General features: G+C 66.6%; 10 protein-coding genes. 4 read left to right on the top strand and 6 right to left on the bottom strand.

Annotation, left to right across the window (positions count from 1 at the left end):
• Position 1: 1 nt before the first annotated feature.
• Complete coding sequence (gene dsrP / locus QZ647_RS04515; RefSeq protein ID WP_291271024.1) at positions 2-1,252, top strand: sulfate reduction electron transfer complex DsrMKJOP subunit DsrP; 1,251 nt, start codon at positions 2-4, stop codon at positions 1,250-1,252.
• Between the two features lie 26 nt (positions 1,253-1,278).
• On the opposite strand, the gene QZ647_RS04510 is transcribed toward dsrP, so the two are convergent.
• The 5 genes from QZ647_RS04510 to QZ647_RS04490 all read right to left on the bottom strand — a co-directional run bounded on the left by QZ647_RS04510 (position 1,279) and on the right by QZ647_RS04490 (position 7,673).
• A complete protein-coding gene (locus QZ647_RS04510) occupies positions 1,279-2,361 on the bottom strand; it encodes an HD domain-containing phosphohydrolase (RefSeq protein ID WP_291271023.1) in 1,083 nt (360 codons plus the stop codon).
• Positions 2,362-2,492: 131 nt separating this feature from the next.
• Positions 2,493-2,939 carry a hypothetical protein gene (locus tag QZ647_RS04505; protein WP_291271022.1) on the bottom strand — a complete coding sequence of 149 codons (447 nt, stop codon included), beginning with the start codon at positions 2,937-2,939 and terminating at the stop codon, positions 2,493-2,495.
• A 90-nt stretch (positions 2,940-3,029) separates the two neighbouring features.
• The gene (gene guaA / locus QZ647_RS04500) at positions 3,030-4,559 is read right to left on the bottom strand and encodes a glutamine-hydrolyzing GMP synthase (RefSeq protein ID WP_291271021.1); all 1,530 of its coding nucleotides are present in this window, start codon (positions 4,557-4,559) and stop codon (positions 3,030-3,032) included.
• Positions 4,560-4,659: 100 nt separating this feature from the next.
• Entirely contained in the window at positions 4,660-6,732 is a 2,073-nt protein-coding gene (gene glyS, locus QZ647_RS04495; RefSeq protein WP_291271020.1) for a glycine--tRNA ligase subunit beta, read from the bottom strand.
• The gene (locus QZ647_RS04490; protein WP_291271019.1) at positions 6,729-7,673 is read right to left on the bottom strand and encodes a glycine--tRNA ligase subunit alpha; all 945 of its coding nucleotides are present in this window, start codon (positions 7,671-7,673) and stop codon (positions 6,729-6,731) included. The genes glyS and QZ647_RS04490 overlap by 4 nt, the downstream gene beginning before the upstream one ends.
• Positions 7,674-7,731: 58 nt before the next feature.
• Here QZ647_RS04490 and QZ647_RS04485 point away from each other — a divergent pair, with 58 nt between their 5' ends.
• Genes QZ647_RS04485 through QZ647_RS04475 form a run of 3 tightly spaced genes read left to right on the top strand, consistent with a single transcriptional unit; the run spans position 7,732 to position 9,573 of the window.
• Positions 7,732-8,265, top strand: coding sequence for a GNAT family N-acetyltransferase (locus tag QZ647_RS04485; RefSeq protein ID WP_291271018.1), 534 nt, complete (start codon positions 7,732-7,734; stop codon positions 8,263-8,265).
• A gap of 50 nt (positions 8,266-8,315) precedes the next feature.
• A complete protein-coding gene (locus tag QZ647_RS04480) occupies positions 8,316-9,263 on the top strand; it encodes a carbamate kinase (RefSeq protein WP_291271017.1) in 948 nt (315 codons plus the stop codon).
• A gap of 16 nt (positions 9,264-9,279) precedes the next feature.
• On the top strand, positions 9,280-9,573 hold the full coding sequence (locus tag QZ647_RS04475) for a YciI family protein (RefSeq protein ID WP_291271016.1): 294 nt from the start codon (positions 9,280-9,282) through the stop codon (positions 9,571-9,573).
• Positions 9,574-9,577: 4 nt separating this feature from the next.
• Here QZ647_RS04475 and QZ647_RS04470 read toward each other — a convergent pair whose 3' ends face one another.
• The gene (locus QZ647_RS04470) at positions 9,578-14,581 is read right to left on the bottom strand and encodes a PAS domain S-box protein (RefSeq protein WP_291271015.1); all 5,004 of its coding nucleotides are present in this window, start codon (positions 14,579-14,581) and stop codon (positions 9,578-9,580) included.
• Positions 14,582-14,741: the final 160 nt, after the last annotated feature.

Below are 14,741 nucleotides of genomic sequence, written 5' to 3'. Positions count from 1 at the left end.
CATGCTGCGGAATTTCTGGCAGTTCATCACCGACACGCTCCGACTCATCACCCGGGGCAACCGCTACTACTACGCCTGGATTGCCTTCCTGCTGCTGCTCATCGCCATCGGCACCGGCGCCTACATCGGCCAGGTCAACGAGGGGCTGATCGTCACGCGGATGCGGGACCAGGTGTCCTGGGGCTTCTACATCGGCAACTTCACCTTCCTGGTGGGCGTGGCAGCGGCGGCCATCATGCTGGTCATCCCCGCCTATGTCTACGACTGGGAGCCCATCAAGGAGATCACCATCCTGGGCGAGATGCTCGCCATCAGCGCCCTCATCATGTGCCTCGGGTTCGTGATGGTGGACATCGGCCGGCCCGACCGCTTCTGGCACATCATCCCGCTGGTGGGACGCCTGAACTGGCCCCAGTCCATGCTGGCCTGGGATGTGATCGTGCTGAACCTCTACCTCCTCCTCAACTGGTTCGTGGTCACCTACCTGCTCTTCTGCGCTTACACAGACAGGCACTATGTGAAGAAGCTCGTGCTGCCCCTCGTGCTGCTCTCCATTCCCATGGCCGTGAGCATCCACACCGTGACGGCCTACCTCTACAACGGCCTGGCAGCGCGGCCTTTCTGGAATTCCGCCATCCTTGCGCCGCGGTTCCTGGCGTCGGCCTTCTGCTCGGGACCCGCCATCCTCCTCATCCTCCTCCAGGTGCTGCGGAAGACCACCAAGCTCAGCATCAAGGACGAGGCCATTTTCAAGATCGCGGAGCTGATGGCCTACACCATGGGCTTCAACCTGTTCCTGACGGCCGCCGAGGCTTTCAAGGAGCTCTACTCCGGTACTGAGCACATGGTGTATTTCCAGTACCTGCTGTTCGGCCTCAAAGGCCACACCACCCTCGTGCCCTTCGCCTGGGCCTCGATCCTCTGCGGATTGGCCGCCTTCATCCTCTTCCTCGTGCCCCGGTTCCGCACCAACTGGACATTGCTCAACCTGGGTTGTGTCCTGATCTATGCCAGCGTCTACATCGAGAAGGGCATGGGGCTCATCATCCCCGGCCTCACGCCGGATGCGCTGGGGGAGATCTATGTCTACCGTCCCTCCTACACCGAGGTCGCCGTGGCCGCCGGCATCTTCGCCATCGGCTTCCTGGTCTTCACCCTCATGCTCAAGGCCGCCGTACCTATGATGCTGGGGGAATTCACCCTCACCCGGGGGCGGAGGCGCCTCGACGCACCGGAGGCCGATCCAGTCTGAATCCGCCCCTCGCTCCTCACCGCGGGTCAGATCCCCGGATCCTCGTCCGGCGCTTCGTCGGGGTTCGCCTCGAGGATGGCCCGGAACTTCTCCAGGTTGGCCAGGAACAGGTCCACCAGCCGTGGGTCGAAATGGACGCCGCGGCCCTTTCGGATCAGCTCGATGACCTGGTCTTCAGGCCAGGAGTCCTTGTAGTGGCGGCGGCTGCTGGCCGCATCGTAGACATCCACCAGCGTCGTGATGCGCGCCTCCATGGGGATGGCCTCGCCCTTCAGGCCCCTCGGGTAGCCGGTGCCGTCCCACTTCTCGTGGTGGCCGATGGCGATGCGCGCGCCCATCTGGATGAAGGGCACCGTCGAGCCCTTGAGGATGGCGGCACCCATGCTGGTGTGCCGTTTCATGGCAACCCATTCCCCTTCATCCAGGGAGCCGGGCTTCTGGAGGATGGCGTCGGGCACGCCGATCTTGCCGATGTCGTGCATGGGGGCGGCCGATTGGATGGTGTCGATGCCCTGGTGGTCCCAGCCCAGCAGACGCGCCATCTCTGCCGCATAGAGCCCGATGCGGCGGACATGCATGCCCGTCTCGTTGTCACGGTGCTCGGTCGCCGCGATGAGGCGAAGAGCGATCTCCTCGCGGGAGGCGCGGATCTCCAGGGTCTGCTCCCGGACCTTCTGGGCAAGCTGGGCCTCGCGGTCGCGGAAGGCGATCTCCAGCATCCGGCGACGCAGGGCCGCATTGACCTGCACCAGGATCTCCCGCGGCTGGAAGGGCTTCAGCACATACCCGAAGGCCCCCTGCTGCAGGCACTCGATGGCTGTTTCCGCATCCTCCATGGAGCTCACCATCAGCACCGAGATCTCCGGGATCTGCGGCTGGAGGGCCTTGACCAGATCCAGTCCCGAGGCTCCCGGCATCTGAATGTCGCAGAGCACCAGATCGGCAGGCTCCTCTTCAAGGGCCTGCAGCGCATGGGGAACATCTTCCGCATCCCGGCAGTGGTAACCGGCTTTGGTGAGGATGCGCTGGAGGGAGAGGCGGATAATGGGCAGATCGTCCACGATCAGGATGCGGACCTGCCCCGGCACCACCTGAATCTCTTCGCCCATGCGCCTCCCCTGACTCCTTGCTCCAGCGGCCTCTTGGATGGATGACTGTCGTCGGAGATCATCGCACAGGGAGAAAAAACCCGGATAACCTCATCCGGGCCCGTCTTTGACTTTGTTGCCTGGTTCAAGGTTTATCGGGCCCATTCCAGGGAATCGCGCTTGGCCGCGTAGTGGGCCCCCAGGTCGAGGGCGATGGCCCGCTCGCACAGCTCCAGGGCGGCGTGAAAGTCCCCCAGCTCGCTCTGGGCCTGGACGCCCCGCTCGAAGCAGGTCATCCCCTCCAGCATCCGCCGGTACTCGTGGGGGAAGGCGGCCTCCAGGTCGGCCAGGTAGCCCACCGCCTGGCCCACGGATTCGACACAGGCCTCCCACTGGCCGCACTGGGCCTGGGCCTCGGCCATCAGATCGTAGGCGATGCCCTTCACCGCGTTGGGCAGGCTGGCCTGGCTTTCAAAGGTCCGGCGCAGGTACTTCAGGGCGGACTCGGGGCCGCTGAAGGCTGCCTCCCGGTGGCCCACCAGCAGGTCCTCCAGGGTGTCCTTCACCGACTTGCGGACGGGTTCATTGCGCTTGGCCATGGTGATCCGGACAAAAAACATTCACCGCAGGGGACGCGGAGAACACAGAGAAAGACAGGTGGCTTTCTCTGCGGCCTCTACGGTTAACGATCATTCGTACTCGATGGTCGCCGGGGGCTTGGAGGTGATGTCGTAGACCACGCGGTTGATGCCCTTCACTTCGCGGACGATGCGCTGGGCGATGCGATCCAGCAGCTCGTGAGGGATGCGGGCCCAGTCGGCGGTCATGAAGTCCTCGCTGGTCACGGCGCGGAGGGCGCACATCCACTCGAAGGTGCGCTCGTCGCCCATGATGCCCACGGTCTGCACGGGCAGCAGCACCGCGAAGGCCTGGCTGGTCTTGCGGTACCAGCCGCTCTCCTTCAGTTCCTGCATGAAGATGGCGTCGGCGTTCTGGAGGATGGTCGCCCGCTCGCGGGTGATGGCACCCGGCAGTCGCACCGCCAGGCCCGGCCCCGGGAAGGGGTGCCGCTGGTTCATCTCTTCCGGCAGACCCAGCGCCAGGCCTGTGGCCCGCACTTCGTCCTTGAACAGCTCGCGCAGGGGCTCCACCAGCTTCAGCTTCATGCGCTCCGGCAGGCCGCCCACATTGTGATGGGACTTCACCAGGATGGCCCCGCCGATGCCGCTGGATTCGATGACATCCGGGTAGGTGGTGCCTTGACCGAGGAAGTCGGCCTTCACCTTGCCAGCCTCGCGCTCGAAGACTTCGATGAACTTGCCACCGATGATCTTCCGCTTCTGCTCGGGGTCGGACACGCCCGCCAGGGCGCCCAGGAACTCCTCCGAGGCATCGACCCAGATCACATTCAGCTCGAAGGGCGCGAAGTAGGCCTGCACCTGCTTCATCTCGTCCTTGCGCATGAGGCCGTGGTCCACGAACACACAGGTCAGCTGCTTTCCGATGGCCTTGTGCAGCAGCAGGGCCGCCACGCTGGAGTCCACGCCGCCGCTGAGGCCCAGCACCACCGTGCCCTGCCCCACCTGCTCCCGGATGGCCTTCACCTTCTCCTCGATGAAGTTGCCGGCGTTCCAGTCCAGGCTCATGCCGCAGTGCCGGAGGAAGTTCAGCAGCAGGGGGGTGCCCTGGGTGCTGTGGGTGACCTCCGGATGGAACTGGAGGCAATAGATCCCGCGCTTCGAATCTTCCATGGCCGCCACGGGCACGCTGGGGGTCTTCGCCGTGACCGTGAAGCCTGCCGGCGCCGCCTCCACATGATCGCCGTGGCTCATCCACACCTGCTGGGCGTGGGGCAGCCCCTCGAAGAGCATGGAGCGTTCGGGCATGGCCTGGATCTCGGCCTTGCCGTATTCGCGGCTGGCGGACCGGTGCAGCTGGCCGCCCAGGTTGCGGGCCAGGAGTTGCTGGCCGTAGCAGATCCCCAGAATCGGCACGCCGAGCTCGAGAATGGCCGGGTCCAGGTCCGGCGCGCCGGGCTCCAGCACCGAATTCGGCCCGCCCGATAGGATCACGCCCTTGAGGTCCGCCCCGGCGATCTCCTTCGCCGTGGCACCGCTGTTGTAGACGAGCCCGAAAGCGCCCAGCTCCCGCAACCGCCGGGTGATCAACCGCGTGTACTGGCTGCCGTAGTCGATGATCGCAATGCGCTCGTGGTGCATGGAGGCCCCTTGAAATCGTTTTAACCGCAGATACCGCAGAGATCGCGGAGAAAAGAACGGGTACCTCTGCGCACGCGGCGTCCTCTGTGGTCGATGTTTTTTATTGCCAGAGACTGAAGTCCGCCACTCGCAGGAAGGCCTGGCGCAGGCGATGGAGCAGGCTGAGCCGGGCGGCGCGGAGGGCCGGGTCCTCGCATTTCACCATGACGGCATTGAAGAAGGTCTCCAGGGGTTGGGCGAGGTCGGCCAAAGCGGCCAACAACCCCTTTTGATCGGCGATGCCTTCCAGTTTCGCCAGGTGCCCTGCCAGCTCTTTTTCCTCGGTCTGCGTCAGCAGGCCATCCTCGAAGCGCTCAGCCGGCGTTTCGTCCTTCAGGATGTTCCCGATGCGCTTGGCGCTCTGGGCCAGAGAGGCGAACCGCGGGTCCTCCGCAAAGGCCGACAGCGCCTCGCACCGGGCTTTGAGGTCCACCAGGTCCTCCCAGCCAGCCGCCAGGGCCGACCGGCGGACCGAACCCGCATAGCCGGCCACTTCCAGCTGATAGGCCACGCGATCCTTGAAGAACGCCAGGAGGGCCTCGGTGGTTTCGGCCTCGGGCTTGGTGGCCTTGGCGCCCACGGCCCGGAGGGCGGCGGCGATGAGATCGGCAGGCGGGAGTGCCCAGCCCTGTTCCCATAGGATCCGCACGATGCCCTGCCCCGCCCGGCGCAGAGCGAGGGGATCCTTCGAGCCGCTGGGAACCAGGCCTACGGCGAAGCAGCCGGCGACGGTATCGAGCTTGTCGCAGAGCGACAGCAGGCAGCCCATGGGCGTGCCCGGAATGGCGTCGTCGGCGCCCACTGGCCGGTAGTGCTCCTTCACGGCCTTCCAGACTTCCTCGTGGGCGCCTTCATGCTTGAGGTATTCGCCACCCATGACCCCCTGGAGCTCCGGGAACTCGCCGACCATGAGGGTGCGCAGATCGCACTTGGCCATGCGCGCCGCTTCCAGGGCCCGGTCGATGTGGTCGTCGTCATCCGAGAGACGCGATGCGAGATGCTTCACCAGCGCCACCACGCGCCCGGTCTTGTCGTGATAGCTCCCAAGCTCCCGCTGGAAAGTCAGCGCCTTGAGCTTTTCGAGCCGGGCCGAAAGCGCCTGCTTGCGGTCCTCCGCGAAGAAGAAGCGCGCGTCGTAGAGCCGCGCCTTCAGCACCCATTCGTTGCCGGCCTTCACGAAACCCGCGGGGTCATCCGTGCGGTTGGCGGCGGTGAGGAAGAAGGGCAGCAGGGCCCCATCAGGCCCCTCGATGCAGAAGCTCTTCTGGTGCTCGCGGAGGCTGGTGACCAGCACTTCCTTGGGCAGTTCCAGGAAGGCCGCCGGGAATTCGCCGCGCACGATCGTCGGATACTCCACGATCTCCGCCAGGGTGTCCAGCAGCTCCGCATCGGCGACCACGCGCCCCTTCACCTCGGCGGCGAGCGCCTCCAGCTGCTGGGCGATGCGTGTACGACGAGCCTCCATACTCACGACAACCCCAGCGGCCTCCAGGGCGGACTCGTAGGCGTCCGGCGTGGGGATCCGCACCGGCTCAGGATGCTGACGGTGGAAGAGGCGATGGCCCCAGGTCGTGTTCGAGGCGGTGACGCCATCCACCGTGATGGGCACCACCTGATCGCCGAAGAGGCAGAGGATGTTGCGGATGGGGCGCACGAACTCGAACTCCGACTTGCCCCAGCGCATGGCCTTGGGGACATGGAGCCCGGCGATGAGCCCCGGCAGGGCCTCCATCAGCAGTTCAGCCGTGGGGCGCCCTTTCCGGGTGATCGTGACGACCGCGCAAGGCTCCTTCTTCCCCGCGGGCTGCTCGAAGCGCACGGTATCGAAATCCACGCCCCACTTCTCGGCGAACTTCAGGCCCTGGATCGTGGCCTGGCCAGCCTCGTCCACGCACATCCGCTGCGGCGGGCCGACCTGGGTGTCGGTCTGGTCGGGCTGAGAGGCGGGGAGGCCCTGGGCTCGCCATGCGAGTTTGCGTGGCGAGTAGAACGGTTCGAGCGAGGCGAGTGACAGGCCCTGTCCATTCAGCCAAGCCTGGAAAGCCGAACGGAAATCTTCCGTCAGCGGCGCCAGGAACCGCGCCGGAATCTCCTCGCAGTGCAGCTCCAGCAGGAAGGTCTGGGTGGCGCTCACTTCGCACCCCCCTTCCCGGTAGCCACAGCATCCTTCTCTGCGCCCTCCGCGTTCTCTGTGGCTGGCGTTTTTGCATTTTCAAAGTCCAGGTACGCCCGAGCGCACCCACAGGCCAGATCCCGCACGCGCTTGATGATGCCGGGGCGCTCGGTGGTGCTCACGGCACCGCGTGCGTCCAGCACATTGAAGGTGTGGCTCATCTTGAGGGCCTGTTCGTAGGCGCTGAGGAAGTGCCCGTGGTCTTTGAGCAGGCGCCAGCCCTCCTTCTCGAAGGCGTCGAAGAGGGTGCGGTGCAGGTCCAGGTCCGCGTGCTCGAAACTGTAGGCCGAGAGCTCGAACTCCTCACGCTGGCGCATCTGGCCGTAGGTCACGGGGAAGACGCCGTCGTCGGTCTTCACCTCGCCGTGCACGAGGTCGAAGATGTTGTCGTAGCCGCCCAGGAACATGCAGATGCGCTCGATGCCGTAGGTCAGTTCGGCGCTCACGGGGCGGCAGTCGAGGCCGCCTACCTGCTGGAAGTAGGTGAACTGGCTGATCTCCATGCCGTCCAGCACCACCTGCCAGCCCACGCCCCAGGCGCCCAGGGTCGGGGATTCCCAGTTGTCCTCCTCGAAGCGCAAGTCGTGCTTCGACAGGTCGATGCCCAGGGCCTCGAGGCTTTCGATGTAGAGATCCTGCACCTTGGCGGGACTGGGCTTGAGGATCACCTGGAACTGCAGGTGCTTGTAGACGCGGAACGGGTTCTCGCCGTAGCGGCCATCGGCCGGGCGCCGCGAAGGCTCCACATAGGCCACATTCCAGGGCTTGGCGCCCAGCGCACCGAAGAAGGTGAGCGGGTTCATGGTGCCGGCGCCCTTTTCCAGATCGTAGGGCTGACCGATGAGACAGCCCCGGTCGGCCCAGAACCGCTGGAGGCGGAGGATCAGTTCCTGGATGTGCATGGGGACTCGCCAAAACGAGCATTGTAGCGGGTTTTCACCATTTCGTTAAGCTGGAGGCATGGTGATCCGACCCGCCCTTCCCGCCGACGCCCAGGCCCTGGCGGCCCTTGGCGAGCGCCTGTGGCGCGAGACCTATGCCGGCCTCATCCCCGCATCGAACCTGGAGCTGCACCTGGCGGAAACTTTCGGGCCGGACCGGCAGGCCGCCGAGCTGGCCGATCCGGCCTGCCGGACGCTGGTGATCGAGGAGGGGGGCGCCCTTCGGGGCTACACCCTGCTCCGGGCCGGCGGCCCGGAGGAAGCGAGGGCCTCTTTCCACTTCGTCAATCCGCTCGAAGTGGCACGGTTCTATGTGGATGCCTCTCTGCATGGCCGTGGCGCCGCCCAGGCCCTGATGGCCGCCGCGCTGAACCATGCGGCCTCGGCGGGCCACGATGGCGTCTGGCTGCAGGTCTGGGAGCAGAACCCCCGTGCCATCCGCTTCTACGCCAAGGTCGGCTTCACGGATGCCGGAGAGGCGACCTTCCGCGTGGGTGAGCAGGTGGACCGGGACCGGATGCTGGTGCATGACTTGATGATCCGTCCACTGTGATGGCCGTCCGGCCGACACCTTGCTAGAATCCCGGTTTCCCGGGGATCCGCATGACCCGAAAAATCGCACTCCTGGCCATCGGCGGCAACGCGCTTCTGAAGGAGAAGGAGCGTGGGCTGCAGGAGGAGCAGCTGGAGAACGCCCGGGAGACGGCGGAGATGCTGGCGCGGGTGGTGGCCGAGGGCTACGCCCTCTGTGTGGTGCATGGCAACGGACCCCAGGTGGGCAACCTGCTCATCCAGCAGGAGGCCGGTTCCGGGCAGATCCCCCCCTACAGCCTGGACATCTGCGGCGCCATGACCCAGGGGTCCATGGGCTACATGCTGGAGCGCATGCTCATCAACCGCCTGCGCTTCATGAAGCTCGACGCGCCGGTGACCTCCGTGCTCACCGAGGTGGTGGTTGACAAGGAGGACAAGGGCTTCCAGGACCCGACGAAACCCGTGGGGCCGTTCTATCCCGAATTCCGCGCCCTCGAACTGATGCGGTCCAAGCGCTGGAAAATGAAGGAGGATTCGGGCCGCGGTTGGCGCAAGGTGGTGCCTTCGCCCAAGCCGATCGAGATCGTCCAGCTCGACGCCATCAAGACCCTGCTGCAGTCCGGGAGCTCCGTGATCGCCGGCGGCGGCGGCGGCATTCCCGTGATCCGCGACGCCAGCGGCTTCCTGGTGGGCGTCGAAGCCGTCATTGACAAGGACCGCCTCAGCGCGCTGCTGGCGGCCCAGCTGGGCGCCGACCTCTTCATCATCCTCACGGGCGTGCCCAAGGTCGCCCTGGATTTCGGCAAGCCCACCCAGCGGTGGATGGACCGCATCACCGCCAGCGAAGCCCGGAAGCATCTGGTCGAAGGCCAGTTCCCACCGGGCAGCATGGGCCCCAAGATCGAGAGCGCCCTCTCCTACCTCGACGGCGGCGGCCACGAGGTGCTCATCACCACCGCCGAGGCCCTGGCCACCGAGGATCCGGCGACCGTGGGTACGCGCATCGTGCGGGACTGACCTCCAGGAGCCACTCATGTACGCGATGATCATCGTCCGCTACCGCCGCCCCCTGCCCGAGGTCGAGGCCGTCACGGAAGCGCACCGCGCCTACCTCCGGACCCTCCAGGAGCAGGGGATCCTGGTGGCCTCCGGCCCCCTGGATCCCCGGTTCGGCGGCATGTGGCTGGTGCGGGTCCAGGATGAGAACCCCCTCGCGGACCTGGATGCCCTCCGCGACGGCGATCCCTTCCACCAGCACGGCCTGGCCAACTACGAGCTGCTCCCCTGGAAGGTGATGCAGGGCAAGGAAGGCTTCGACCGGATCTAACAACCTACGAGGCGGAGGGCCCTGCCGGGCGGATGCCGAGGTCGGCGATCTTCTTCTGGATCTCCTTCATGCTGAAGGGCTTTCGCAGGCTGGCCACGCCGGGGTTCTCCTCCAGCAACGGCGCGATCTCCTGATCGCTGTAACCTGTGGCCATGAGCACCGGCAGGCCGGGCCGGAGGTCCCGGATCCGGGGCAGGGTTTCCGGGCCGCTCAGGCCCGGCATGTTCATGTCGAGGATCACCAGGTCCACCGGGAGGCCGCCCTGCAGGAGCCGGAGCGCCTCCTGGCCCTCGGGCGCGGTGGTCACGGCATGGCCCAGCATCTCCAGCATCGGCGCCACCGATTCCCGGATCAACTCGTCGTCATCCACCAGCAGCACCTTCAGCGGGGCCTGCTCGGCCTTCGGCAGGTCTTGGGCGGTCGACGGGACCGGGGCCGGCCTCCCCACCCGATGCGCAGGGAAGCGGAGGATGGCTTCGGTGCCCTCCCCTGGCTGGCTCAGCAGTTCCAGCGTGCCGTCATGGGCCTTCATGGTGCCGTAGACCATCGCCAACCCCAGGCCAGTTCCCTTCCCCTGGGGCTTGGTGGTGAAGAAGGGCTCCATGGCCCGGGCCAACACCTCCGGACTCATGCCCTGGCCCGTGTCCTTCACGCGCAGCTCCAGGCCGCCGTCAGCGGTCTCCCGCGTCGAGATGTAGAGGACGCCGCCGTCGGGCATGGCATCCATGGCATTCACGCAGAGGTTCATGAGCGCATGGCTCAGCGCCCCGTTATCGCCCCGTACCAGGCCGAGCCCATCCTGGAGGTCCATCCGGAGCTGGACACGCTTGAGCATGGTGTAGCTCAGGAGGTGGCTCATCTCGGTGACCAGCCCATTGAGGTCGATGAGCTGCTCTTCCTGAAGATCCTTGTGGGCGAAGTAGAGGAGGCTCTTGACCACGCCGCGCCCGCGGAGGCAGGCGCTCATGATCGTGTCGAGGTTCTTCGCTGAAGAGGAGAAGGGGTCCGCCGCTTCCCGCAGCGTCGAGGCCAGCCCCAGGATGGCTCCCAGCACATTGTTCATGTCGTGGGCCACGCCGCCGGCCAGGCTGCCGAGGCTCTCGAGCTTCTGCGACTGATGGAGCTGGGCTTCCAGGGCGCGGCGCTCCTCCTCGTCGCGCTTCCGCTGGGTGATGTCCTCCTTGATGGCGATGTAGCTGGTGAGGATGCCCGCTTCGTCCCGGACCGGGGCGATGGTGGCCCGTTCGTAGTACGGCTCGCCCCCCTTCTTGAGGTTCTCGAACTCGCCCACCCACACCTCGCCGCGCGCCAGGGTCTCCCACATCTGTTGGTAGTGTTCGGGCGGCGTGACGAGGGATTTCAGGATGCGGGGGTTCTGCCCCAGGGCCTCCGCGGCGGAGTATCCGGTGATCGCCGTGAAGGCGGGATTGATGTACTCGATGGTCCCCTGGGGATCGGTGATCACAATGGACAGCGGATTCTGCTCCACCGCCACGGAGATCTTGCGCAGCTTGGCTTCCGATTCGCGCCGCCGGTCCTCGCCCGCCAGGTGATCCAGGGCGAAGGAGACATCGCCGGCCGCCTCCTCGAGGAGCGCCACTTCATGGGCGCCGAAGAAGTCCTTCTCCGAGGAATAGACCATCAGCGCCGCACAGACCTCGCCTGCCAGCCGGATGGGGAAGGCCGCCGAAGCCGCGTACCCGCACCGGACGGCCGCCGCATGCCAGGGGGCCGAGGTCGAGGTGCCCAGGAAGTCGTTCATCACGCAGGGGCGCCCTTCTCGGATGGCCGTGCCAGTGGCTCCGCGGCCCAGGAGCGTGTCGTCGCTGCGGATCTGCAGGCCATCGAGGTACCCGTGGGCATCTCCATAGTGGCTGAGCACCCGGACCTCATGGGTCGATGGGTCGTCCCAGCCGATCCAGGCCATGCTGAACTGCCCGAACGCCACCATCACTTCACAGATCTTGGCGAGCAGCGCCTCGCGGGTGGGGGACCAGACGATGGCCTGGTTCACCTGGCTCAGGGCGGCGTAGAGCTGGGTGAGGCGCTCGAGCTGGCGGGCCTGGGCCCGGGACTCGGTGATGTCCTGGATGACGCCCCGCAAAACCACGGGCTGTCCCGCTTCGTTCCACAGGAGCTCCCCCGCCCCGTGGACCCAGCGCAGCTCGCCGTCCGAAATGCGGACGATGGGGTAGTCGAGATCGAAGGGCGCATGGCGTTCGATGATCCCGGCCACATAGGTGTGCATCTGCTCCTGGAAGGCGGGAGCCACGAGGCGCGTCCAGCCCACGAGGTTCCGCGGATAGTCGGCGTCGATGCCGAAGATCCGATCGAGGTGGGGACTGCTCTTCCAGTGATCCGCCTGGATATCCCAGGTGTAGGTTCCGACGCCCCCGGCCTCCTGGGCCTCCCGCAGGAACCGCTCGCTCTCCAGGAGGGCGGCCTCCGCCTCGCGGCGGCGCGCCTCGCCCGCCAGGTGGTCCAGGGCGAAGGAGATGTCCATCGCCGCTTCCACCAGCAACGCCTCCTCCTGCGGGCCGAAGAAATCCTTCTCCCGGGCGTAGACGGCCAGGGCTCCCACCACCCCCCCATCCTGCCGGATGGGGAAGGCGGCCACGGCGGCGAACCCGCATTCAGCCGCGGCATCGCGCCAGGGTTCAGTCCCAGCCGCCGTCAGGAAGTCGTTCAGGACGCATGGGCGGGCTTCCCGGATCGCCGTCCCCACCGGTCCCCCCGCCAGGATCGAGTCCCCGCTCTCCACGCGGATGCGGCCCAGGTAGCCCTTCACATCGCCGGACTGCGCGGCGACCGTCACGCCACGCGTGAGGGCATCATTCCAGCCGATCCAGGCCATGCTGAATTGGCCAAATTCGATGAGCACTTCGCAGACTTTGTCGAGAAGGGCCTCTTTGGTGGACGACCAGACGATGGCCTGATTGACCTGGCTCAGCGCGGCGTAGAGGCGGGTCATCCGTTGAAGCTCGCGTTCCCGGGCGACCCGCTCGGTGATGTCCCGCAGGAAGCTGATCACCCCGGGGGCGCCGTCGAAGTGGACGGCCCGGGCACTGACCTCCACCGGGAAGGTCGAGCCGTCCCGGCGGCAGTGGAGGGTTTCGAACCGGATGGACCCATGGGCCTGCAGCCGTTCCAGGTGGCCTGCCGTCTCCGACCGCGACGCCACTGGCCGGAGCTCCGAGACCTTCATCTTCCTCAGCTCGGTGACTGAATAGCCATAGCTCTCGGCGGCCTGAAGGTTCGCCTCCAGGATGCGGCCCTCTCCATCCAGCAGCAGGATGATGTCATTGGCTTCCCGCATGAGCCACTCGAACCGTTGAGAGAGGGCCAGCTGCGCATGGATCATGTCCGCATCATGGTGCCGCACCATCAGGCCCAGGGTGGCGGCGGCCAGGGCCAGCAGCCCGATCAGCGCGGCTCCAGTGATCCACACGCGCTGCCGAAGCGGGCCGTAGATCTCGGCCTCATCCACCTTGGCCACCATGTGCCAGGCCGTCCCGGGGATCCTGTGCAGGGCAGCGAGGACCGGCACGCCCCGGTAGTCGCGGCCGGTCACCACCCCCTCTTCGCCCCGCGCAGCCCGGGCCGCGGGCATGTCGGGCGCCGTCGCCAGGGGCAGCCGCAGGGTCATGGGAGCGTACCCCCCATGACGGAGTTCGTTCAGGAACAGAACCTCGTCACCCTCTCTCCGGACGAGGAGGGTCTCGGCGCTGGGGCTTTGCGTTGGCCAGGACTGCACCAGCGGATACAGGAACTGCTTCGGATCCAGGAGGAGAAGGAGGACGCCCTCGGGCCTCGTGCCGGGTCGGACGCCGATGGGTACCCACAGGCTCAGGTGGAGATCAGGATGATCCGCATCCCGATGCAGATCCTTCACCGTGATCCCGGGTACCCGCAGCACGGCCTCCAGCTCATCCGCGTCCAGCGCGTCCAGGCTGGAGGAGGGGGCCTCCGGCACCGAGATCTTGATCCGGCCCTGCCCGTCCGCCAGGATCAGGCGCTGGTAGGTGTTCCGCTGCAGCCCCTCCATCCAGGCCCGGATGTCGTGCTCGGAGGCCTGAGGAGCCCCCGCCAGGAACCGCCGCAGCTGACCTTGGACGAGGGGGCCTTCGAACAGCTGCTCCGCATCGAGGCGGCGCTCGCCGGACCAGGCTTCGATCTGACGGACCTTGAGTTCCGCGATGGCCGCCAGCTCCCCGAGGGCCCGCGCCCGGGTCGCCTTGAGCTGCCCGCGCAGGTAGAACGAACCAGCCGTGAGGATCAGCACGCCCAGCAGCAGGAAGAGCACCAGGGGTCCCATCAGGTACCAACGGTCCACGGGGCCGCCCCCCTTCTTGGGCATGAGGCCGAAGGCCGCCAGGGGCCAGACATCGAATCCGGCCGCCAGCGTCAGGGCCATTCCGAGGCCCACGGCGCAGAGCGCCGAAGGCAGGGACATCGGGATGGTGCCGGTTCCGTACAGCACCGGGGCGCCCGCCACATAGCTGACCAGGACCACCGTGCCCATCATGACGGGGACCAGCGCCAGGACGGCGGCACCTTGCCGGCGACGCCACGCAGGCTCGGGAAAGGGCCACTGGAGCAGGGCCGACAGGGCGGCGCAGAGGGTCGCCAGGGCAGTCAGCAGCGAAGTGTGCTGAACCTGCGACTGCCCCAGGAACAGCCCGTTCTCCAGCAGTGAGGGGCGATTCAGGAGGTGGCCGATCACCACCCCCAGGCTCAGGAGGGCCACGCCCAGCGCCGCACCGACCGAGAGGCGCCGAAGCCCCCGGGCGCGGCTCCAACCTTCGGCCGCGAGGACGGCCAGGCTCAGCAGCACCACCAACCCCATGCCCAGCGGTGACATGGGCACCTGACCCGAGCCCAGGGTCGCGAGCCAGGGCCGCCTCAGCAGGGTGCCCAGCGCCGCCAGGAATGCCACGGCCCCCGCCGCGGCCGATAGGAGCAGCGTCAGCCTCCGGACGGCTTTCTGAAGGAACCTCTCCTGAGGCATGGGTGACTCACCAATCCAAAAAAGGGGCCTGTCTCAATCTGCGACGGAAGCTCCAAGCGGGCAGGTCCTGTCGTTCCGCGGTGCATCTCCGATTTGACCGTGTCTTCCCGGCGGTATCGATCGAGTTGCTGAGGACTGTGACAAAGATCACTCGAAGATC

It is taken from the genome of Geothrix sp. (assembly GCF_020622065.1).
In the GTDB taxonomy this organism is placed as follows: domain Bacteria; phylum Acidobacteriota; class Holophagae; order Holophagales; family Holophagaceae; genus Geothrix.
The sequence above is the reverse complement of the archived record's forward strand: the minus strand, read 5'-3'. Positions and strand labels throughout refer to the sequence as shown.

Coding starts and splice junctions, on each gene's coding strand:
- QZ647_RS04485 (WP_291271018.1), top strand. CDS start 7,732: ATGGTGATCCGACCCGCCCTTCCCGCCGACGCCCAGGCCCTGGCGGCC.
- QZ647_RS04470 (WP_291271015.1), bottom strand. CDS start 14,581: ATGCCTCAGGAGAGGTTCCTTCAGAAAGCCGTCCGGAGGCTGACGCTG.
- dsrP (WP_291271024.1), top strand. CDS start 2: ATGCTGCGGAATTTCTGGCAGTTCATCACCGACACGCTCCGACTCATC.
- QZ647_RS04505 (WP_291271022.1), bottom strand. CDS start 2,939: ATGGCCAAGCGCAATGAACCCGTCCGCAAGTCGGTGAAGGACACCCTG.
- QZ647_RS04510 (WP_291271023.1), bottom strand. CDS start 2,361: ATGGGCGAAGAGATTCAGGTGGTGCCGGGGCAGGTCCGCATCCTGATC.
- QZ647_RS04480 (WP_291271017.1), top strand. CDS start 8,316: ATGACCCGAAAAATCGCACTCCTGGCCATCGGCGGCAACGCGCTTCTG.
- QZ647_RS04490 (WP_291271019.1), bottom strand. CDS start 7,673: ATGCACATCCAGGAACTGATCCTCCGCCTCCAGCGGTTCTGGGCCGAC.
- guaA (WP_291271021.1), bottom strand. CDS start 4,559: ATGCACCACGAGCGCATTGCGATCATCGACTACGGCAGCCAGTACACG.
- QZ647_RS04475 (WP_291271016.1), top strand. CDS start 9,280: ATGTACGCGATGATCATCGTCCGCTACCGCCGCCCCCTGCCCGAGGTC.